Origin of the sequence: Rhizobium leguminosarum (assembly GCF_002953715.1) — a bacterium.
GTDB lineage: Bacteria > Pseudomonadota > Alphaproteobacteria > Rhizobiales > Rhizobiaceae > Rhizobium > Rhizobium leguminosarum_V.
Genome location: NZ_CP025017.1, coordinates 234287 through 252377 on the forward strand (window position 1 = coordinate 234287; position 18091 = coordinate 252377).

At 60.3% G+C, this 18091-nt stretch carries 20 protein-coding genes; 2 read left to right on the forward strand and 18 right to left on the reverse strand.

Annotated elements, in window-relative coordinates:
- Window positions 1-10: 10 nt before the first annotated feature.
- Together CUJ84_RS37565 and CUJ84_RS37570 are read right to left on the reverse strand one after the other, a co-directional pair.
- Window positions 11-1009, reverse strand: a complete 999-nt coding sequence (locus CUJ84_RS37565) for an ABC transporter permease (RefSeq protein WP_024320315.1) — start codon at window positions 1007-1009, stop codon at window positions 11-13.
- Window positions 1010-1120: 111 nt separating this feature from the next.
- Entirely contained in the window at window positions 1121-2095 is a 975-nt protein-coding gene (locus CUJ84_RS37570) for a substrate-binding domain-containing protein (protein ID WP_105010468.1), read from the reverse strand.
- A gap of 163 nt (window positions 2096-2258) precedes the next feature.
- Here CUJ84_RS37570 and CUJ84_RS37575 point away from each other — a divergent pair, with 163 nt between their 5' ends.
- On the forward strand, window positions 2259-3296 hold the full coding sequence (locus CUJ84_RS37575) for a LacI family DNA-binding transcriptional regulator (protein WP_105010513.1): 1038 nt from the start codon (window positions 2259-2261) through the stop codon (window positions 3294-3296).
- 84 nt (window positions 3297-3380) lie between these two features.
- Here the strand turns inward: CUJ84_RS37575 and CUJ84_RS37580 are convergent, their stop codons facing one another.
- The 6 genes from CUJ84_RS37580 to CUJ84_RS37610 form a co-directional block, all read right to left on the reverse strand.
- Window positions 3381-4055, reverse strand: coding sequence for a 4-carboxy-4-hydroxy-2-oxoadipate aldolase/oxaloacetate decarboxylase (locus tag CUJ84_RS37580; RefSeq protein ID WP_028755774.1), 675 nt, complete (start codon window positions 4053-4055; stop codon window positions 3381-3383).
- A 203-nt stretch (window positions 4056-4258) separates the two neighbouring features.
- Window positions 4259-5095, reverse strand: coding sequence for an ABC transporter substrate-binding protein (locus CUJ84_RS37590; RefSeq protein ID WP_105010470.1), 837 nt, complete (start codon window positions 5093-5095; stop codon window positions 4259-4261).
- Between the two features lie 31 nt (window positions 5096-5126).
- On the reverse strand, window positions 5127-5891 hold the full coding sequence (locus CUJ84_RS37595) for an amino acid ABC transporter ATP-binding protein (RefSeq protein ID WP_105010471.1): 765 nt from the start codon (window positions 5889-5891) through the stop codon (window positions 5127-5129).
- Entirely contained in the window at window positions 5888-6646 is a 759-nt protein-coding gene (locus tag CUJ84_RS37600; protein WP_105010472.1) for an amino acid ABC transporter permease, read from the reverse strand. Before CUJ84_RS37600 ends, CUJ84_RS37595 begins: the two co-directional genes overlap by 4 nt.
- Entirely contained in the window at window positions 6643-7350 is a 708-nt protein-coding gene (locus CUJ84_RS37605; protein WP_105010473.1) for an amino acid ABC transporter permease, read from the reverse strand. The genes CUJ84_RS37600 and CUJ84_RS37605 overlap by 4 nt, the downstream gene beginning before the upstream one ends.
- Entirely contained in the window at window positions 7347-8126 is a 780-nt protein-coding gene (locus CUJ84_RS37610; protein WP_105010474.1) for an SDR family oxidoreductase, read from the reverse strand. The genes CUJ84_RS37605 and CUJ84_RS37610 overlap by 4 nt, the downstream gene beginning before the upstream one ends.
- A gap of 246 nt (window positions 8127-8372) precedes the next feature.
- Here CUJ84_RS37610 and nac point away from each other — a divergent pair, with 246 nt between their 5' ends.
- Window positions 8373-9278, forward strand: coding sequence for a nitrogen assimilation transcriptional regulator NAC (gene nac / locus CUJ84_RS37615; RefSeq protein ID WP_017958243.1), 906 nt, complete (start codon window positions 8373-8375; stop codon window positions 9276-9278).
- 94 nt (window positions 9279-9372) lie between these two features.
- On the opposite strand, the gene CUJ84_RS37620 is transcribed toward nac, so the two are convergent.
- The 10 genes from CUJ84_RS37620 to CUJ84_RS37665 all read right to left on the reverse strand — a co-directional run bounded on the left by CUJ84_RS37620 (window position 9373) and on the right by CUJ84_RS37665 (window position 18019).
- Entirely contained in the window at window positions 9373-10575 is a 1203-nt protein-coding gene (locus tag CUJ84_RS37620; RefSeq protein ID WP_105010514.1) for a pyridoxal phosphate-dependent aminotransferase, read from the reverse strand.
- Between the two features lie 61 nt (window positions 10576-10636).
- Complete coding sequence (locus tag CUJ84_RS37625) at window positions 10637-11404, reverse strand: 5-oxoprolinase subunit PxpA (RefSeq protein WP_105010475.1); 768 nt, start codon at window positions 11402-11404, stop codon at window positions 10637-10639.
- 37 nt (window positions 11405-11441) lie between these two features.
- Window positions 11442-12437 (reverse strand): biotin-dependent carboxyltransferase family protein, encoded by a 996-nt coding sequence (locus tag CUJ84_RS37630; RefSeq protein ID WP_105010476.1) that lies wholly within the window; start codon window positions 12435-12437, stop codon window positions 11442-11444.
- On the reverse strand, window positions 12434-13141 hold the full coding sequence (gene pxpB / locus CUJ84_RS37635) for a 5-oxoprolinase subunit PxpB (protein WP_105010477.1): 708 nt from the start codon (window positions 13139-13141) through the stop codon (window positions 12434-12436). The genes CUJ84_RS37630 and pxpB overlap by 4 nt, the downstream gene beginning before the upstream one ends.
- Window positions 13138-13560 carry an acetyl-CoA carboxylase biotin carboxyl carrier protein gene (locus CUJ84_RS37640; RefSeq protein ID WP_105010478.1) on the reverse strand — a complete coding sequence of 141 codons (423 nt, stop codon included), beginning with the start codon at window positions 13558-13560 and terminating at the stop codon, window positions 13138-13140. Before CUJ84_RS37640 ends, pxpB begins: the two co-directional genes overlap by 4 nt.
- Window positions 13557-14942: an acetyl-CoA carboxylase biotin carboxylase subunit gene (accC, locus tag CUJ84_RS37645; protein ID WP_105010515.1), complete on the reverse strand. Its 1386-nt coding sequence runs from the start codon at window positions 14940-14942 to the stop codon at window positions 13557-13559. Before accC ends, CUJ84_RS37640 begins: the two co-directional genes overlap by 4 nt.
- Window positions 14942-15382, reverse strand: a complete 441-nt coding sequence (locus tag CUJ84_RS37650; RefSeq protein WP_105010479.1) for an acetyl-CoA carboxylase biotin carboxyl carrier protein — start codon at window positions 15380-15382, stop codon at window positions 14942-14944. The genes accC and CUJ84_RS37650 overlap by 1 nt, the downstream gene beginning before the upstream one ends.
- Before the next feature lie 341 nt (window positions 15383-15723).
- Window positions 15724-16056 carry a hypothetical protein gene (locus CUJ84_RS37655; RefSeq protein WP_024320327.1) on the reverse strand — a complete coding sequence of 111 codons (333 nt, stop codon included), beginning with the start codon at window positions 16054-16056 and terminating at the stop codon, window positions 15724-15726.
- Between the two features lie 32 nt (window positions 16057-16088).
- Window positions 16089-16679 carry a hypothetical protein gene (locus tag CUJ84_RS37660; protein WP_024320328.1) on the reverse strand — a complete coding sequence of 197 codons (591 nt, stop codon included), beginning with the start codon at window positions 16677-16679 and terminating at the stop codon, window positions 16089-16091.
- An 8-nt stretch (window positions 16680-16687) separates the two neighbouring features.
- Window positions 16688-18019, reverse strand: a complete 1332-nt coding sequence (locus tag CUJ84_RS37665) for a hypothetical protein (RefSeq protein ID WP_062940446.1) — start codon at window positions 18017-18019, stop codon at window positions 16688-16690.
- Window positions 18020-18091: the final 72 nt, after the last annotated feature.

The window sequence follows — 18091 nt, forward strand, 5'->3', positions numbered from 1 at the left end:
GTCTCAGCTCTCACTTCTTCTTCTTGGGTGAATAGGTCAGCGCCATCTGGCGGAACGTATTGTTCATGAGGACGGCCACGAGCAGCATCACGCCGATGATCAGGCTCGACCAATTGCGGTCGAAGGTCGTGAAATAGATGCCTTGGTTGACGACGGCGAAGGTGATCGTGCCGAAGAAGATCCCGATCACCGACCCGAACCCTCCGGTCAGCAGCACACCTCCGACGACGACCGAGATGATCGAGTTGAAGATGAATGTCATTCCGCCCGAAACCTGCGCGGAATTGAACAGGATGGCCTGACACATGCCGACGAAGGAGGCGCTCATCGCCGAGAGGACGAAGAGGACCATCGTCAGACGGGTCGTCGGAATGCCGGCGTTGCGGGCACTGACCTTGTCTCCGCCCATCGCGAAAATCCAGTTCCCGTAAGGCGAGAAGTGAATGAAGAAGATGAAGATCGCGGTGATGGCCACCCACCACAGGATGATCACCTGAAACGACCCGGCCAGGAATTGCCCGAAAAGAAACTTTGCCCAGGGGTCGGCAGTCAGCGCCACGCTCGTGGTGCCGGTGACGAGAACCGAGGTGCCAAGCATCAGGCCCTGTACAGCAAAGAGGGTGCCGAGCGTTACGATCAGCGAAGGCACGGCCGTGTGCACGACGAGGTAGCCGTTGACCAGCCCGACGATGAGGCCGAAGGCAAGCGCGCCGAGCATTCCGACCCATATGGGAAGATCGTAGTAGCCCGAGAGGACCGCGACCGTCATGGAGCCGGCCGGGATCATTGCGCCAATCGAAATGTCGAGATCGCCTGCGATCATCAAAAGTCCGATGGGAAGAGCGATAATGCCGAGATTGGCGGCGACGTTGAGCCAGCTTGCGGCGCCGGCGGGCTCCAGGAACTTGGTGCTGCCGAATACGACGAAGAACACGAGGACGCCGACAAGTCCGAGGAATGCACCCGCCTCGGGACGGCGCAATAGGTTGCCGAATGAAAGATTGTTCATATGCCTACCCCAGTTTGGGCGTGAATCTCCAGGAGCGTGGACGCGGTGGTCCGCACGCTCGATAAACTTCGACCCGCGGATATCCCGCGGGCCGGAGTCCGTTTCGAACGATCAGCGAGCGCCTTCCTTGACGCCGGCCAGGGTGGCGTCGATGTTCGCCGCATCGACGATGCCCGGGCCGGTCAGCACCGGTGCGGTCGGCAGGTTGGTGCCGTAGTCGATATGCGCGGCGAGAAGCGAAACCCCCAGCAGCGACTGCAGGTAAGGCTGCTGGTCGATCGCAAAGGTCTGCGAACCGTCCTTGATGCGGGCAAGCCCCGAGGCATTCAGGTCGAAGGTGCCATGCGCGACCTTGCCGACTTTGTTCGCCTGAGCGATCCCGCTTGCAGCCGCATCAGCGTCGGAAGCCCCAACATTGAGGACGCCGTCGATGGTGTCGTCCTGGAGCAGTGTCGCCTTGACGGCCTCGGCGATTGCCGTCTGATCGCCGAAGCTGGTCGCCGGCAATGGCAGCTGCTTGCCAGTGCCGCCCTTTCCGGTGATGCCGTCGATGACACCCTTGCAACGGGCCTCCTGGTTTGCCGCACCCGGGAGCGTATTGACGCAAATGACATTTTTCGCACCCTTGGACGCGAAATATTCGCCGCCTGCCTTGCCGGCCGTGTATTCATCCGAGCCGACATAGTTGATCGCGCCAAGCTCGCGAGCTTTGTCGATGTTGCCGGCATTCATGAGGATGACTTTGATGCCCGCAGCGACGGCAGCCTTGATGGCCTCGTCTTCCGCCTCGGGCACCCAGTCGGGCACCACGATGCCGGTCACGCCCTGGCTGATGGCCGTGCGGACGAGCTGGGCGGCGTCAGGCCCGAGATTGTCGTAGGTCTGCAGCTGCAGATAGCTGACGGAGCCGCCATTCTTCTCGACGACGAGCCGGGCGTCATCGACGCCTTTCTTGATACGGCTCCAGAATTCGTCATCGGTCTTGCCGCCGACGACAGCAATATTCGCGGCCATGACAGAAGAAGCGCCAAGAACGAAAACAGCGCCAGCCAGCAGCCCGCGTACAGCGCGCATTGAAAAACTCATGTGATTTCCTCCCAAAAAGGCGGTCGAGAGTAACAATTCCTCAAAGCAAGGCTCCCAACTCGCTGGAATATTTGTATCAACCGAATGCCGAAAATGGAATGCCTATTGCGTTTTAATGAAATTAATGTATCATTTCATTTCATCCAAAAATGGAATGAAATATATCATGAAGAGACCGACCATTGCTGATCTTGCCCTGGCGTCCGGCGTCAGCATCGCCACGGTCAACCGCATCCTCGGAGGTACCGGCGCAGTGCGTGCGGAAACGATCGAGAGGGTGCAAAATGCCGCGGAAGAGATTGGATTTTATGGCCGCGGCGTGATCGAGGACCGCAGGCAGCGGCTCCTGCCGAACTATCGTTTCGGCTTTCTTCTCCAGCAGTCGAGCCGTGAGCTCTACCGGCTGTTCGGCTCCAAGATCACGGAGGCGGCCGCGAGACGCCAGCATGAGAAGGTCGTGGCTGTGGTCGATTTCGTCGATGTCCTCGAGCCACAAAATATTGCAGATCGTCTCGAAGCGCTTGGTAAACGCTGTGATGCAGTTGCTGTCATTGCGGGCGACCACCCGTTAATCGGGCAGACCATCCAATCCCTCAAGGAGAGGGGAAAGCCAGTCGTTGCATACATAACCGATCAGTCTGCCCGGGATCGTGCCGGCTTCGTCGGCACCGACAATTGGAAACTCGGGCGGACCGCCGCATGGTTTCTGGCTCAGACCACGCCGATGCCCGGCCGGATCGCCGTGTTCATCGGCAATCATCGTTATCAGTGCCAGGATGTCTCCGATGCGAGCTTTCGATCCTATATGCGCGAGCACGCGCCCCATCTTCAGGTGGATGACAGCAGGCCGACACATGAGGAGCCGCAGGAAGCCTACCGGATCGTCAGCCAGCTGCTTTCCGAACTCGATGACCTCAGAGGTATCTTCATCGTTGGAGGGGGAATTTCCGGTGTGCTGCGCGCTCTTCGCGAAGCGCCGGTCGAAAAGCGAGATAAGGTCAGGGTCGTCTGCCGCGACATCGGCCCGGAAACGCGCAAGGGCTTGACGGAAGGCCTAATCATGGCGGCATTGTGCCATCCGCTGGATCAGATATCGGACGAATTGATCGCGACGATGATCGCAGCGCTGGAACACCGCGACAGCACAACCATCCTTCAGCGGGTGGTTCCCTTCGAAACGATTACGCCCGAAAGCGTTTGAACCGCCCGGTTTGCATAAGGCGGCTGGCCGAAAAGACCAGCCGCCCTATAAAGTGGCAGGACTGATAGCTATTGCGCTGTCGCGTCAGATGTCGACGACGAGGCCCTTGGCTTTCAGCACCGGTTCGAGATTGCTGACCTCGATGACCGATTTGCCCTGCTTATATGCCGCGATATAGCCGGCCTCGGCATCTTCGCGGGCCTGTGACAGCCTGGCGACTTCCTGCGCTTCCTGGCGGCGCACGATCACCAGGCCGTCGGCATCGCCGGCGATGATGTCGCCGGGATGAATGATTTCGCCGCCGACGATGATCGTGTCGTTCACCGCCGCGATGGTCTCCTTTACCGTTCCCTTGATGCAGACGCTGAGCGAGAAGACCGGAAAGCCAAGCTCCCTAAGCTGAAGCGTGTCGCGCACGCCGGTGTCGGTCACGAGACCGCCGATGCCCTTTGCCAGGCAGGCATTGGCGAGAACGTCGCCGAAGGATCCGGCCTCTTCGTATTCGCCCGCCGATACGACGATGATATCGCCCGGCTTTGCGTAGTTGATGGCGAGTTGCAGCATGATGTTGTCACGCGGCGCGCATTTCACCGTAAAGGCCGGACCGCAGAGTTTCATGCGGTAGTCGACGGGCTTCAGGCGGGAGGAAAGGGCTCCGCGGCGCCCTTGGGCCTCGTGGATCGTCGCGGGCGAAAACTTGGAAACGGCGTCGATATCGGCTTTGCTTGGCCGTTCGGCAATATCTTTAATATGGATCATGGATGCCTCCCTTCGTTGGCCGACGGCGGGCATGTCCCGCCGTCTGATTTCGTTTGGACATTGTCATCGGATGACGCCGAGGCCGGTCGGCCCAGATCCGGATGATTTTGGGCCGGGTCGGCCAAAATCGGATTCCGGGTCTAAATCGAAGAAGGTGAGCATGATGTCGTCCGAAAACCGCTCACACTTTTCGGCATCATGCTTTAGGGGATCGGGTCGAACTTTAGCTCGGAGAGGGATACGACCTTGTCGGTGCGCGTCATCTTGTATTCGGTATCCGGGCCGAGCCACTTGTCCCAGATCTTGTTGATCTCGCCCGATGTGTCGAGCTTGCGAAGGATCTCGTTGATCTTGGCGGTCAGCGCCGGCTGATCCTTGGCCATGCCGATGCCGATCGGCTGATACAGCATCGGCTCCTCGATCATCCGCATTGGCTTGCCCTTGCTCTTCGATTCATTGACGAACTTGGTCGTCGTCATGGTGTTGGCCACCATGCCGCGCGCCTTGCCCTGCTGGACGGCGAGATAGGCTGAGGCTGTATCCTGGAAGGTCAGCGGGTCGGATTTGTTGAGCTTGATCGACATTTCCGACGTCGAACCCTTGGTCGAAGCGATGCGTTGGCCCGCATAATCGGCCTTCTTCTTGCCGGCATCGTCCGCCGGCACGATCAGCATTTCCTTGGCGAGATAATAGGGATCGCTGAACTGGATCTGCTCAGCACGGCTCAGAGTATAGGCAAGGTTGGCAACGGTGATGTCGACCCGGCCGAGCTTGACCTCGGGCACGCGCGCCTCGACTGAAACCGGCTTGATCTCAGCCTTGACGCCCAATTCCTTGGCGATGGCGCCGCAGAGATCGACGTCGAAACCGGCCATTTCGCGGGTCTTCGGATCGGGTGACGCGAAGGGAGGAACGTCGGCGAACGTCGCGCAGCGCAGGGTTTTCGCCGAGATGATGTTGTCGAGCTGATCGGCTTTTGCGGGCACGGCGGCCGCCATGCCGGCAAATGCGACGGTGAGGGTTAGGTATTTCCAGTTCATTGCTGTTCTCCTTTGTTTTTGGTGGTTGATATCAATGCCTGAGATCAGCGAGGAAACGCTGCGCCCGGGGATGGCGTGGATTGTTGAAGAATTCCTCGGGGGTCGCCATTTCGAGGATCTGGCCGGCATCGATGAACCAGACCCGATCCGCGACGTCGCGCGCGAAACCCATTTCGTGGGTGACGCAAAGCATGGTCATGCCTTCCGACGCCAGGCTCTTCATGACGGCCAGCACTTCGCCGACCATTTCAGGATCGAGCGCGCTGGTCGGCTCGTCGAACAGCATCACCGGCGGTTCCATGGCAAGGGCGCGGGCGATTGCCACCCGCTGCTGCTGGCCGCCCGAGAGTTGACCGGGATAGGCCCGGGCCTTATCGGCAAGGCCGACCCGATCGAGAAGCTTGAGGGCCTTGTCCTCAGCAACATCCGGCGCCACGCCTTTCACTCGGATCGGCGACATCGACACGTTTTCGACCGCCGAAAGGTGCGGAAACAGGTTGAAGTTCTGAAATACGAAGCCGATCCGGCTGCGCAGTGCATTGAGTTCCTTTGCCCGCATGGCGGCGTGAATGTTTTGCCCGTCGAGCGTAATCGATCCGCTGTTGATCTCCTCGAGGCGATTGATCGTGCGGATCAGCGTCGATTTTCCCGAACCGGACGGCCCGCAGATGACCACGACCTCTCCGCGCGAGACCTGCGCATCGATGTCCTTCAGGACCGGGTAGTCGCCGTAGCTCTTGCAGACCTGCGAAAGCCGGATCGTCTGCAATTCCTGTGCTGAAACTGACATGGTCATAGCTGCTCCGATATGATTTTCGATGGCGCGACCAAGGCGGCAGAGGGAAGGTTGGAAAGTCCCGCACGCCGCCGCGTGATGCTCCGCTCGAGGCGATTTGCGAAGTAGGTGAGCGTCCAGCAGATGGCGAAGTATACGATCGCCAGAATGAGGAAGACCTGGAAAGGCTGCGTCAGGAGCTGGTTGTTGACCTGGCTTGCGGCAAAGGTCAGGTCCGGCACGTTGATCACGTAGCCGAGCGTCGTGTCCTTGATCGTCGAGACGAAGGTGGAGATGATGCTGGGGATCATGTTGTAGAGCGCCTGCGGCAGGATGATGAAGCGCATCGCACCGATATAGCTGTGGCCAAGCGCACGCCCCGCATCCATCTGGCCCGGTCCGAGCGCGACGATGCCGGCACGGACGACTTCGCTCAGGAACGCGCTCTGATAGACCACGAGTGTCGTCAGCATCGTCACGAAGCTCGGTACATCGGCGCCGGTCAGCAGCGGAACGAGGAAATAGCTCCACAGGATGAGCATCAGCAGCGGCACGCCTCTGGTGAAATAGACGAGTGCCGTGACCGGCCAGCGCAGCAGCGGCGACCTGGAGAGCCGCGCCAGTGCGAACAGGATGCTGACCGGAAAGGCGAGAGCGATGCTGAGCGCCGAGAGGATCAGCGTGTTGGCGAGCCCGCCAAGCGGCCCATTGGGATATTGGCCGATCAGCAGCAGCAGCCAGTAGTCTTGGACGATGGCGATCATGTCGTGGATCATGCGCGCGCACTCCTGGCAGGATCGGTGCGCATCGACAGATAGGCGCCGATGCTCATGATCACGAGCGAGAAGAAAAGGTAGAGAATCGTGCCGACCAGGTAGATCTCGAAGGTCCGGAAGCTGAGGTTGTCGATTTCCTTGACGGCATGGGTCAGTTCCGAGGCTCCGATGACGACGGCGAGACTGCTGTTCTTGAACAGGGAAACGCTGTGATTGATGAGCGGCGGCAGCGCGTTGCGCACGCCCTGCGGCATGATGACGAAACGCATCGCCGAGACATAGCCGTGGCCAAGGGCGCGGGCTGCCTGCATTTGGCCGGGGCTGACCGAGCGCACGCCCGACCGAAGATCTTCGCTGAAATAGGCCGCCTGGCAAAGCCCGAGCCCGATCACCGCGAAAATGGCCTCGGCATTATGGACGGCCAGCCATTCGGCTACCCCGCTCGGCATCAGGGTGAAAATCCCGAAGTACCACAGCATCAGCTGAACCAGGGTGGGGACGTTCCGGTGGTAGGAGACGTAAGCGGCAACTAACGGATCGCCGAAGCGAAAGGGCGACAAACGCAACGCCAGCAGCAGCAGTGCCAGCGCCATCGCCATCGACCAGGAGCCGGCATAGATGATGAAGGTCATCTCGATGCCATGCAGCAGCATGGCGGTATATTCCGGATTTCCCAGGATTGCCGAAAGGTCGAAACCGCTCACGGGCTTGGCTCCTCGGATTGATCCAGCTTCGCCGCAGGCTGGGGCTTTGCCGTCTGCAGGCCGCCCATGACCTGCAGCGTCGGCGTGATCTCCATGTGCCCGATGTTGACGGCGACGGGGACTGCTATGGCGAAGGCAATCGCGTCGGCGATATCGGCGGCCTGTGGCAGTTCGAAGCCGTCGATGAACCGTTCGCGGATGCTGGGGTCATCGCCGTGGACGTGATTGAAAATGTCAGTGGCGACCCGGCCGGGGCAGATTTCCGTGACCCGTACCCGCTTGCCGAAAGCGTCGATGCGCAGCTGGTTGGACAGCATGCTCACCCCGGCCTTGGTGGCGTGGTAGGATGAGTTGCCGCCGAAATTGTAGGCACCGGCGATCGACGAGATGTTGATGACGTGCCCGCGGTCGCGCGCCACCATGCCGGGCACGACCATGCGGCAGATGTGCAGGACCGCCCGGAGATTGACGTCGACGATGAGATCGATATCGCCGTCCTCGGCTTCCAGGAACTTCTTCGGCCGGTCGACACCGGCATTGTTGACGAGAATATCGAACTCCACCCGACGGGTGAGCTCGGCCATGGCCTGACGGTCGGTCACGTCGATGACGTGGGCGATGCAGCCCGTCCGTGCGGCCAGCTGCTGCAGCGCTTGGGCACTGCGGGCAACCGCATGGACCTCGATGTTCTCCCGGCGGAGCCGCTCAACCACGGCTGCGCCGATACCGGAGGATGCGCCGGTCACCAGTGCGGTCTTGTAGTCGGAGAATGGCATTGTCGTTCCCTTGTTGTTGATTGAGACAGTAGCGAAGCTTAAACCCCTTGCCTAAGACCGATTATCTCTGGAGCAATAAGCAACGGTTATGGAGCCGGCGCAGGCTGCTGAAGAAGAGAAAGAGCTGATGCCGGGCATCAGCTTGCTGCGTCCGGGCCTGAGGAAAGTAGCGACGGCGTCGCGTTGCAAAAGCAATGCGTGTCTGCAAATGTAAGCCGCGCAGATCAGAACGGTACCCCGATCCTCATGGACATCAGACGCCTCAAATCTTTCATCGTGATCGTCGACAGCGGCAGCATCACGCGAGCGGCGGACCTTCTGCATATCGCCCAGCCGGCGCTCAGTCAGCAGCTTGCAGCACTGGAGGAGCATTTCGGCCACAAGCTGCTGATCCGCAGCCAGCAGGGCGTCAGCATGACCGATGCGGGACATGCGGTGTACCGCCATGCGCAGATTATCCTTCGGCAAATGGAGCAGGCGCAAGCGGATGCATCCGCAGCCGGTAATTCGCTTGCCGGGCGTGTGTCCGTCGGTCTCGTGCCGTTCAGCAGTGCCGCCACGCTGTCGGTCGACCTCCTGGCGGAGACCCGCAAACGGCATCCCGGTATCCTGCTGCACCTGACCGAAAGCGTCGGCCAGACCTATAGCCAGATGATCATGAACGGCCGGCTGGAGATGGCGCTTCTCCATGGAACCGGACCGATCAAGGGTGTCCGGTTCGAGCCGATCCTCAGCGAAGAGTTTTTCCTTGTGGCGCATCGGGACTTTGCAATCGAAGCGGATGCGAAACCGGTTCCGGTCAATACTCTCGACGGAATACCGCTGCTGTTGCCGCCGGCCTATAATTTCGTCCGCCGCGCGGTCGATACCGCCTTCACCCGCACGCGCACCAATTTGAAAGTCGTGGCGGAAGTCGAAATTGTCCGGACGCTGGCCCGCGCGGTGGGCAGCGGCCTCGGCGCGACGATCATGCCGAAAGCCATCGCCGATCGCATCGTATCGGAATCGAGTGAGCCGCTGATCTGCCGGCTCGTCTCTCCACGGATCGAAGAAACCCTGTCGCTGTGCGTTTCCGACCAGAATCCCCTGTCGGAACCGGCCCTCGCCGTCAGAGACATCCTTCTCGAGCTGACGGCGCGGCTGAAAAGCTAGAGCATGATGCCGAAAAGTGTGAGCGGTTTTCGGACGACATCATGCTCCCTTCCTTTGCTTTAGATCTGAATTCAGATCTAAAGTGCGACGCCGATCAGCGCATATCCTTGCAAAATTGAGCTATGCGCGCGCATCCTTCGCCGAGTTTTTCCATGCTCGTCGCGTAGGAAATCCGGAAAAAGGGGCTCATTCCGTAAGCCGCCCCTTGCACGGTCGCGACATGATGCTCGTCGACGAGCGCCATGACGAAATCGACGTCGGTCTCGATCTTTCGACCGCCCTTGCTGGTCTTGCCGATCAGCCCCGAGATATTGGGGTAGATGTAGAAGGCGCCTTCGGGCCTATGGCAGCGCAGCCCTTCCACCTCAGACAATCTGTCGAGAACGAAGTCGCGTCTTTCCTTGTAGATCGCGGCACGCTCCTTCAAGAGATCCTGAGGCCCGTCGAGCGCCGCAGTCGCCGCAGCCTGCGTCAGCGTCGCGATGCCGCCGCCATTCTGTCCGTTGACGTTGCTGACGGCGGAGATCAAGTCTTTCGGCCCGGCACAAAAGCCGAGCCGCCAGCCTGTCATCGCGTAAGCCTTGGAAACGCCGTTCATCGTCAGGACGCGATCATAGAGCCGGGGCTCGACTTCGGCGATCGTGCAGAACTGGAAGTCGTCATAGACCAGGTGTTCATAGATATCGTCGGTCATGATCCAGACATTGGGATGACGCAGCATGACCTCGGCGATGGCAGCCATCTCCGCCCGGGAGCAGGCGGCTCCGGTGGGATTGTTCGGGAAATTCAGGAAGAGCCATTTGGTGCGCGGCGTGATCGCTGCCTCCAGATCTTCCGGACGCAGCTTGAAGCCGGCCTGCTCGTGGCAGGGGACGGCGACCGGGACGCCACCGGCGAATTTGACGATATCGGCGTAGCTGACCCAGGAGGGTGTCGGAATGACGACCTCGTCGCCCGGATTGCAGGTTGCCAGCATGGCATTGAAGATCACCTGCTTGCCGCCGCCCGAGACGACGATCTGGCTGGCATCATAGTCGAGATTGTTGTCCCGTTTGAACTTCCTGATAATGGCGGACTTCAGCGCCGGTGTGCCGTCCATCGGAGGATATTTCGTATCGCCCGCAAGAGCGGCCGCATGGGCCGCCTCGATCGCGTGCGCCGGAGTGGGGAAATCCGGCTCGCCGGACGAGAGGCTGACAACTTTGATGCCGTTGGCGGCCAGTTCCCTGGCGCGCTGGGTCATGGCGGCGGATGCGGAGATGGAGACGTTTTTCAGGCGGTCAGCAATGACGGACATCGACATGGTCCTTCGATGAGAGATGGGAACGGGAAACCGCCCGGGGGCGATCGGGATTGCGTCAGTCGGCGAGTTCGGCGGCAGGCGCGAGCGCAGCACCCGTGGCTTCGATTTCGCCGCGTACGATGCCGGCAAGCTCGAGGGCGCCGGGCGTGTCGCTGTGGACGAGAATGGAGCGGGCCGGCATCGCGATCACGGCTCCGTCGATCGTCTCGACGCTTCCCTTAAGGAGGAATTGTCGCACACGCGCACGCACCGCAGCTTCGTCCTTGATGACGGCGCCAGCGAGCCCGCGCGCGACGAGTTTTCCGCCGGCGTCATAGGCCCGGTCCGCAAGGAAAAGCGCCAGCGTCTTCAAACGGGCGCGTCTGGCCGCCTGCTGAATCTCGCTGCCATGGGTCACGAAGACGACGAGACCAGCATCGACCGTGGCGATCGCATCCATCATCAGATCGGCCAGCACAGGATCGCGGTTGACCATATTGCCCATGGCCGCGTGGAAGCTGATATGGGAGACAGTGACACCCTCGGCTTTGGCGATCGCCATCAGTGCGCCGAGCTGATAGAGCATCTGCTGGCGAAGCTCATCTGCCGGAAACGCTATTTCGCGCCGGCCGAAACCCGGCCGATCAGGCAAACCGGGATGCGCGCCGATGCCGACGCCGTTCAGCTTCGCAAGCCGGACCATGCGTCCCATCGTATCCGGGTCGCCGCCGTGGAAACCGCAGGCGATGTTGGCCGACGAGACGAGTTTCATCATCGCCTCGTCGTCGCACAGCCGGTAGGGACCAAATCCTTCGCCCATGTCGGAATTCAGATCGATCTTCATCAGTTCCTCCTTTTGACGGTCTCTTGGGCGACATGCATTAGGCCATCGCCTTCAGGGCGCGCTTGACCATTCGGGATGTCTGCCTGACGTCCTCGACATAGCGGGCGATAGCCTGCTCCACCTTGCGTGCCTCCGCATGCGTCGAGCGAACGAAGTTCAGGCGGGCGCCGATGCGGGCTTGCCCGAGCCGCCAGAGATCGCATTCGATCACGCCGGCGATCTTCGGATAGCCGCCGGCAGTGTTGGCATCGCTCATCTGCACGATCGGTTCGCCGCCGGGCGGAACCTGGATCACGCCGGGCACGACGCCGTGGGAGCGCATCTCGATGGACGTCGTCGGCTTGATCGGTTCGCCTGATAAGCGGTAGCCCGTCCGGTCGCTTCGGGAGGAAATCCTCCAGATCCGGCTCCAGAAAGCTTCGCCATCGCCTGCGAAAAGATCGTGCTCGCCGGCCGGCAGGGCGCGGATCGGCAGCGTGCCGTCGACAGCAGCCGGGAAGACATCGCGCAGTGCCACGGCCGGTTCGACGACGGCAAGACCCGAGGCTGGCAGCATGGCGATTTCGGCGTCCTCGCCGACCGCGATCCGATCGGCCTTCGCGAGAGGCCGGCCGGCATTGCCCCCGAAACCGCCGCGCAGCGACGTGCTTCGCGAACCCATGACAACGGGAATATCCAGCCCGCCTCCGACCGAAATATAGGAGCGCGCCAGCCGTGGAGGCTGGTTCAGTTCGAGAACCTGTCCGGGCTCCGCGATGTAAGCGCACCAGGCAAGCAGTTCCATTCCGTTGAGATGAGGATTGCCGTCGGCGCCGGTCACGGCAAAGGCCACGCGTCGCTCGAAACGCAGGCTGAACGGGAAGGTCTGCACCTCTATCGCGGCGGCATTTTCATCATTGCCGACGAGAATGTTGCCGATGCGGACCGCAAGCGGATCCATCGCGCCGCTGGCCGATACGCCGATATTGCGATAGCCGGGGCGGCCAAGATCCTGCACCGTGTTGAACGGACCGCTTTCCAAGATCTCGATCATAGCTCGATCCTCGCCGGCAGGAACCGCACCGTATCTCCAGGCGCCATCATGGCGGGTCTCGATGAGGCGGGGTCGAACATCTCAAGTGCCGCGAAGCCGATGGAATTCCAGCCATTCGGACCTGTGAGCATGGCAACACCAGTCTGCATGCCGCCGATGGTCACGCAGCCCTTCGGCATCTTCAGCGAGGGCACGGTCTTTCGGGGCATGTAGATGCGCGGATCGAGACCATGCAGATAACCGAAGCCGGGCGCGCTGCCCAAGGCGAAGACACGGTAGGTCGCTTCATGATGGATGCGGACGACTTCGCGATCGCTCAAGCCCGACAGATCGCAAAGGGCCGGCAGATCCGTCGCATATTCGCCGCCATAATCGACGGGGATCTCGATGGTCTTGCCGTTGAGATCGATGCTGCGCGCATTCTCCCATGCCTCCAGCAGCCGGGCGACCACCGCATCCGGATCTTCGGGCGTCTCCTTGAAGATCACCAGCAGGTTGGTCATGCCCGGAATGTTTTCGGCAAGGTCCGGCCAGCCTTTCACGCTCTGGGACAGAGCCCAGATCCGCCGCTGCGCGACGAGATCGAAGTCGCCGGGCGCCTCGAGCAGGAAGGATCTGGCGCCGATCGAGGAAACCCGCGCCCGGCTTTTGGTGGCCGGAACGATCTCGCGTTGCGATGCATGTCTGTTCGTCGTGGCGATCATGATGGGAGCTCGATTTCGAACAGAGGATCGCCAAAGCCGACCAGCGCTCCGGGCTCGGCGAGCAGCCTGGTCAAAACACCGGAACGGCCGGCGCGAAGGGGAAGCAGGATATGCCCTACCCCGACGAACCCGACGATATCTGCATCGGATACGGAGCGCGGCAGTTTTTGCGGTACGGCGGACGCCGGATGATCGAGGCAGAGGCGGCCCGCCATTGGCGCCTTCACGACAGCCGATGTCAAACCGGGAGCACGGGGCGTCGCGTTGGTCGAGCTGATCCGGGCGCCGCCTTTTTCGGCGACGACGATGCGAAGCTGTCCGCCCGGCCGGGAGATTTCGAGACCGTTCACACCGGCGACCGTCAGCGCCTCGGCGAGGAATGCGATGGTCGCCGGATCGCTGAAATCGATCGCGCTCATGCCGCCCTCCGCAGCTTCAGCCATTCTTCGAGATAGTGAATGTCCGTCTCGCCCTGCGCGAATGCGCCGTCCTCGAACAGAGCGCGCAGGAAGGGGATATTGGTGGAAATCCCCTCGACCTCAGTGCTGGCAAGCGCCTCGCGCATTCTTGTCATCGCTTCCGCCCGCGTCGGCGCATGGACGATCAGCTTGGCGATCAGCGAATCGTAATAGGGCGAGACCTTGTAGCCGGCGTGAATATGCGTATCGACGCGGATGCCTGGTCCCGCCGGCAAAGCCAGGTGGGTGACGACACCCGCCGAGGGCAGGAAGGTTTCCGGGTCCTCGGCGTTGATGCGGCATTCGAAGGAATGGCCTTCGCATGTCACGTCGCCTTGGTTGAGACCAAGAACGTGGCCCTGAGCTGCCTTTATCTGCGCCTGGACGATATCGACACCGCTCGTCATCTCGGTGACGGGATGTTCGACCTGAAGTCGCGTGTTCATCTCGATGAAATAGAAAGCACCGTCCTCGTAGAGGAATTCGAAGGTTCCGACACCCCGGTAGCCGATTTGAAGGCAGGCCTGCACGCAGGCCATGCCGACCGGCTGGATGATATCGGGCACAATTCCCGCCGCCGGCGCCTCCTCAATCACTTTCTGATGGCGGCGCTGCATCGAGCAATCCCGGTGCCCTAGCCACACGGCATTGCCGTGATCGTCGCAAATGACCTGTATCTCGATGTGGCGCGGATGCTCTAAGAATTTCTCCATGTAGAGCGAAGGTGAGCCGAAGGCCTTGCGGGCCTCTTCCCGCGTCAGCGCAATTGCTTCATGCAGCACGTCGGCCTTTGGCACGACGCGCATGCCGCGTCCGCCGCCGCCGCCGGCTGCCTTGATGATGACGGGATATCCGATTTCGAGCGCTATGCGCTCGATCGTGGCGGGGTCATCGGGCAGCGCGGTATCCGGACCGGGAACGCAGGGGACGCCGGCTGCCATCATCGCCCGCTTTGCAGAGATCTTGTCGCCCATGGTCGCAATCGAGGACGAGGTCGGACCGATGAAGGTCAATCCCGCCTTTTCGGCGGCGTCGGCGAAGGCGGCGTTTTCCGATAGAAAGCCGTAACCCGGATGGATGGCGCCGGCACCGGCCAGACGCGCCGCCAGAAGGATGGCATCCTGATTGAGATAGCTCTTGGCGGCACTCGACGGGCCGATGCAGAGAAGGCTGTCTGCGGTGCTGCCGTAGGGCGCTTCCCTGTCAGCCTCGGAGCAGATGGCGACCGTCTTCAGACCGAGCTCGCGGCAGGCGCGCTGGATCCGGACTGCGATCTCGCCGCGATTGGCGATCAGGACGGTATCGAAGCGGCCTGCCGCAGACTGTTCAGGCGTTTCCAGCATCATGCAATCTCCGCGAGCAGATCGCCGGTCTCGACCTCGCCGTCGTCGATTTCGGTGAGATGCGTGATGCGCCCCGACCGCGGCGCAGCGATCGTGTTGAAGACCTTCATCGCCTCGATGATGAAAAGCGTCTGCCCCTCTTCCACCTCGTCACCGATCGTGACGAATGGTAGCTCCCCGGGCGCCGGAGTCCGATGCAGAACGCCGAAGACCGGCGCCTTCACCGCATAGGTTTTCTCATGCCTCGAAGGCGTATCGGTGCCAGCATCGTTGCCAAGGCTTGTCGTCGATCCTGCCTTTTGCTGGGGCTCGGCAGCAGCCTCCTGACCCTGCGACGTGCGGAAGATCCGAACCGTCACGTCCTTCTCCGTCACCGTCAGCTCGGTAATGTTCGATCGTCCGACAAAGTCGATCAGCGTCTTGATCTTCGAGAGGTCCATATGCGTGCTCGGAATTTCAAATTCCACCGCGCGGACCTGACATTTCAAGTCGCTCGGTGTTGTGATTTTTCGTAGCACGACGCGCCGACTGATGGGGTCAGACGAAGTTTTGATGGAGGGCAATGGGCCTGCGGGAACTATCGCCGGACGCTTACGAATTTCCCTCGTCGGCAGTCGCGGCCGCCGGAATCTTCCAACGAGAACAGATCGTTCGGCAATTCTCGCTCTCGATGGGATTGGAACCAGTCGCATCGGATGCGACCGACAGACGGATTCCGCATTAAGGCGGTAGCTGGCGAAGTCGCAGACCGCCAACTTCTATCGAGGTGACCGCTCGAAAGTCAGACGACTTTGAATCCTTTTTTGGCGTCTTGAAACTTACCGTTCAATTCTACAGCAACCCACAAGACTGTCTTCATCGGAGCGCCAAGCTCTGGCTTGGCAACTACCATCAAAAAATCGTCTGTAATTGTAGTATGACCATCAATCGACACTTTTATTTCTGAAATTTTATTACTGCCTCCTTTGTCGGTTGATATATATACATCGAGATCTTTGTTGCTAAAGCCATGGCCCACGATTTTGAAATTCTTGTTTGCAAATAACGGAGCCTCCACAGGGTCCGGGTCTAAATTATCAATTTTAACCTCTACTTCAGCCTTATCCTCGGACATGTTGGCCTCCCTGGTCCGTCCCTATCAGTAGATCAATCATTATCGCCCGATCTGCGAGGTATGAACCCGCCTGATCTTGACATCACGCCGCCGGAGCGGGACAGGGCGCCGCCCGATCGGGACATTCCGCCGCTCGCCGTTCCTCTGGGATCGGCCGAAACCTCGGCCGAGAGCAGGATTTGCTCAAGGGTTCCCGTTTCGGCATCGAGTCTCATCGAGAGATCGGCCTTGTCATAGATCCAGACCCTCATCTCCCTAGCGAGAGCTCCAATTTGGGAACCGAGACCCGTTCGGGCGCTTGAACCAGGGGACCGAGACAAGCTGTCATACCTGAGGGAGCTCGGAGGGGGACCATCGGGATCCGCGCCGGAGCCGTGTACAATGAAGATTGCCGGCCGCCCCAGTTCAACGAAAACTCCCTCGAAAGAGAACGCATAGATTCGCGCGAGAGTGGCCTCGTCCGAACCAAGCTGGCGCCTCAGAAAATTGTTTTTTCCTGTTTTAGGTATCTTGAGAGACCCGTAAACGCTGCCTCTAATGATCAGATCACTGAGTTCACGCCCAAACAGATATACCGCTGATACTCCGAGTAAAGTTTCTTCGTCTGCCACGTCTCCCTCCATCTAGCTGATTATTGACCGATGCCTAATCCCGACAGCAGAACTTTCTCGCGAAAGGTCATCTTCGGAAGCTCTAGATAATCTATCGGCAGTAACGTCCGCGCAGAGAGGACATGGCTCCGATGCTCGCCGCCTTTAACGTGCGCGCCGGCGTGCAATTCGCCGATCGCCCGTTGCCCGAAGTTTCTGCTGATGATTCTTGCGAATTGGCCGCCACTTTCATTCCGATCAATCGTAAGCATCGTCCTCGCGACATCGCCGTAATCCAGAAAGTCGGGAGCAAGAGCCCACAGGGTTTCCGCCAGATACGTCCCGACGATATCGCGTGCGTCGAGCAGTGCTTCGACAAAACCATCTGGGTTGCGTGCGAAAGCGCGGTCGAAAGCATGCTGCACGGGAGCCTCGGCAGCCGGATCGAACTCGGCGATATCTGCGAGATCCTCAACGGCAGGCGAGATCAAGCCGCGCGCTACCAGGCTCTCATGAAAGATGTCGACGAGGATGTCGAATATCGCGCCGGTGAGTGGTTGCGAGAGCGCATGCTCGTCCTTCCACCCACGAGCGAACTCGGCCATCGTCCTTTTGTTGTTTGCCGACCGTATCTGCCGATGCGGCGAAAATTCCGAAAAGCGCGCAAGGCGATTTGCGCGGTAGAGGTTACCGCGCGTCTCCGCGAGAACATTGTCGATCACGGACGGAAAATGCATGGCCGCGATCAGCGACACGCAGTCAGAGAAGGCCTCCTGGAAGCCAAGATATTCGGGGTACTCGGTTCCCGGGCGCGGCACGCCCAGTACGCTGAAGATGATCGCGTGCCCCACCTCATGAGCGATGACGTCGAAATCCAGGCTGAAGGGAAGGACGTGCCCGTCATTCTCGAACTGGCTCCCAACTTCGAGGAAACCATAGCCGTACTGAGCGTTGTCCCATCGCGGCAGGATCGAGATTTCCAGACGGTCATAATGATCGCGAAAATGCCAGGTGAGCGGCTGGCCGAGATAGCGCTCCCACACATCCAGGGTGAATCGCACGCAACCAAAAATATGCGCGGCTTCGAAGCCAGCCATCGAAGGTCGGAGATAGTCGAAATTGCCGCACTCGTCGGGGGTGGCCGGCTCCAGGATTTTGCCGGTCCAGGGCGGCAGATACATGTACGGCGTTCCAAGCGGCCCGCGGTTCACACCGTAAGGACCGGTCTTGCCGACCGGCTCCACAACGAACATGCGATTGTCGGCCGGACCAGCTGTCAGGCTACCCAGCGGAGACGATACTTCAACAATCTCAGGACTAGACCGTGCATCTTCAAATGGAGGCTGTACAAAAAGTCTAAACCGGGTGCCCATTCGCTCTCCCCTCAAAAGACTTTTATGATTGCCATTTTAAGTTGACATTCGGCGCTCGCAAGAATTTTAGCA

Coding starts and splice junctions, on each gene's coding strand:
- CUJ84_RS37565 (WP_024320315.1), bottom strand. CDS start 1,009: ATGAACAATCTTTCATTCGGCAACCTATTGCGCCGTCCCGAGGCGGGT.
- CUJ84_RS37570 (WP_105010468.1), bottom strand. CDS start 2,095: ATGAGTTTTTCAATGCGCGCTGTACGCGGGCTGCTGGCTGGCGCTGTT.
- CUJ84_RS37580 (WP_028755774.1), bottom strand. CDS start 4,055: ATGATCCATATTAAAGATATTGCCGAACGGCCAAGCAAAGCCGATATC.
- CUJ84_RS37590 (WP_105010470.1), bottom strand. CDS start 5,095: ATGAACTGGAAATACCTAACCCTCACCGTCGCATTTGCCGGCATGGCG.
- CUJ84_RS37595 (WP_105010471.1), bottom strand. CDS start 5,891: ATGACCATGTCAGTTTCAGCACAGGAATTGCAGACGATCCGGCTTTCG.
- CUJ84_RS37600 (WP_105010472.1), bottom strand. CDS start 6,646: ATGATCCACGACATGATCGCCATCGTCCAAGACTACTGGCTGCTGCTG.
- CUJ84_RS37610 (WP_105010474.1), bottom strand. CDS start 8,126: ATGCCATTCTCCGACTACAAGACCGCACTGGTGACCGGCGCATCCTCC.
- nac (WP_017958243.1), top strand. CDS start 8,373: ATGGACATCAGACGCCTCAAATCTTTCATCGTGATCGTCGACAGCGGC.
- CUJ84_RS37620 (WP_105010514.1), bottom strand. CDS start 10,575: ATGTCCGTCATTGCTGACCGCCTGAAAAACGTCTCCATCTCCGCATCC.
- CUJ84_RS37625 (WP_105010475.1), bottom strand. CDS start 11,404: ATGAAGATCGATCTGAATTCCGACATGGGCGAAGGATTTGGTCCCTAC.
- CUJ84_RS37630 (WP_105010476.1), bottom strand. CDS start 12,437: ATGATCGAGATCTTGGAAAGCGGTCCGTTCAACACGGTGCAGGATCTT.
- pxpB (WP_105010477.1), bottom strand. CDS start 13,141: ATGATCGCCACGACGAACAGACATGCATCGCAACGCGAGATCGTTCCG.
- CUJ84_RS37640 (WP_105010478.1), bottom strand. CDS start 13,560: ATGAGCGCGATCGATTTCAGCGATCCGGCGACCATCGCATTCCTCGCC.
- accC (WP_105010515.1), bottom strand. CDS start 14,942: ATGCTGGAAACGCCTGAACAGTCTGCGGCAGGCCGCTTCGATACCGTC.
- CUJ84_RS37650 (WP_105010479.1), bottom strand. CDS start 15,382: ATGGACCTCTCGAAGATCAAGACGCTGATCGACTTTGTCGGACGATCG.
- CUJ84_RS37655 (WP_024320327.1), bottom strand. CDS start 16,056: ATGTCCGAGGATAAGGCTGAAGTAGAGGTTAAAATTGATAATTTAGAC.
- CUJ84_RS37660 (WP_024320328.1), bottom strand. CDS start 16,679: ATGGAGGGAGACGTGGCAGACGAAGAAACTTTACTCGGAGTATCAGCG.
- CUJ84_RS37665 (WP_062940446.1), bottom strand. CDS start 18,019: ATGGGCACCCGGTTTAGACTTTTTGTACAGCCTCCATTTGAAGATGCA.